Annotated in this window: 1 protein-coding gene; it reads right to left on the bottom strand. The window is 23.2% G+C overall.

Annotated features, from left to right (window positions below):
* Positions 1-110: 110 nt before the first annotated feature.
* Positions 111-1,346: a hypothetical protein gene (locus KTO59_RS04125; RefSeq protein ID WP_284928790.1), complete on the bottom strand. Its 1,236-nt coding sequence runs from the start codon at positions 1,344-1,346 to the stop codon at positions 111-113.
* Between the last annotated feature and the right edge of the window lie 494 nt (positions 1,347-1,840).

Genomic DNA, 1,840 nt, shown 5'->3' on the forward strand with positions numbered 1-1,840 from the left:
GTAGCTAAAAAATAAAAAATAATTAACATAATAATAATGTTTTTAACACTAATTTTTTGTTTTAATTTCTTCATGAGTTGCATATCAATTTATCCTGATAATCCCTTTCTTTAATTTGTGGCTATATAATTGACTAATGGAATATTAAATCGATAATCTTTGACTAAAGCAAATACTTTTTTAAAGATTTCTTCATGTGTTTGTTGTATGAGTTGTTGTTCTTGAGTGTTATTACTTCTTAAAGGCAATAATTTTACAATAACATCATTGTAAAATTTTAAAAAATCTTTATAAGAAGAAATGAAAAGACCTTTTTCCGGATTAACTCCTGGATAAGCTTTCTTTCTTCCCTGAAAAAATCGGGTATCAATTTCATGACCTTGTTGCTTCATTTCATCTAAATATATTTTTAAAGGGGAAAAGTTTAAAGTTATTTGTTTTTCTATTATACCAATGTTTAAAAATTCATTGATATAAATATTCGGATTCATATTTAAAAAATTGAATTTATTCATTATATAAAAACTCAATAGTATTATATCCAAACTCATATTCATATTTTGTGAGGGATCTGTTTTATTTTCCTTTTGATCAACTATTTGAATTTTGATTTTATTTTCTGGTAAATGATTTTTGTTAATAAAAGTAGTGAATAATTTGTTTATTTGTTTTAAAATTGAATCAGTTAAATTTTGTATATTTGTTGAACATTTTTTTTTAATATCTTCTTGAATAAATAAATTTAATTTATAATTATCTTGTTTTTGTTCAGGAGTTAAATCATTCCAAGCTTGTTGTAATAAGTTTAGAGCTTTTTCTTCATCAAAACCGTCATTTTCTAATTTATCGTCTTTATATGCTTCAGCATCTTCTTCATTAAAAGGGAAATTTTTTTTAGGAAAAAAAGATTCATTATGGTTGAAAAAACCTTTGGTAAATAACACTGGAGATGATGATAATTTGAAATTATCATTTGTTTGTTCTAAATCTTTTCTATTTAAAGAGTGATAAATGCTTTTGCGGAAATTTATGTTTTTAGTTAAAGCGTTTTTATGTTTTTCATATTGGTCAAAAAATTTTAAAAAAATTAAAAAACCATTATCTGGAACTTTTTCGTTTAAAATATTTAAAGTTGTGCTTGAGTTCACACTTGTGGACGGACTTTCAACTGTGGACGGACTTTCAACTGTGGACGGACTTTCAACTGTGGACGGACTTTCAAACTTATTATCCTTTAAATGTTTAATTAAATATTTAATTCCTACTATTAGCAAAATCCCTAACAACCCTATCGCTACTAAAGTTATTATTTTCTTATGTTTCCGAATAAATTCTTTACAATTCATTTCTTTTTTAACCTTTCTTAATTTTGGAATTAATTTTTAATAATTTAATTTTTCAAATTATTAAGATTATTATACACAAAAAAAAAAAAAAACAAGTCCCGACGGAAAAGAACTTGTTTTAGGTGTAAAAAATAATCTTTATTTTGTTTTTAAAAATCTTTAGAAAAAGACATAAATTAAGATATTTATTCGGAACGAGACATCTTGTTTTGAAGATGAATTTTTTTAATATTCGTTAAAATAGAAACAGTAAAGATCAGAGAAGATATAGTTAAAATCATTAAATTAAAAGTTTTCGCTTCTTCAAAATGAAAATCTGCTTTGTTATAAAAAAATGTAAATTTTTTTAATTATGCATATTTTTAAAACCCCTTTTTACTAAAAACAAAAAAAGACTAGTTTGATTTAACTAGTCTTTTAGGTATTAAAAATGAATTTATTTACAAAAATTTATAACAGTGCGCAGGATATATTTATCTAATACATCTGATACA

It is taken from the genome of Candidatus Phytoplasma sp. AldY-WA1 (genome assembly GCF_020312115.2).
Lineage (GTDB): Bacteria > Bacillota_I > Bacilli_A > Acholeplasmatales > Acholeplasmataceae > Phytoplasma > Phytoplasma vitis.

Excerpts from the sequence above, each read along its gene's own strand:
- KTO59_RS04125 (WP_284928790.1), bottom strand. The coding sequence starts at position 1,346 with ATGAATTGTAAAGAATTTATTCGGAAACATAAGAAAATAATAACTTTA.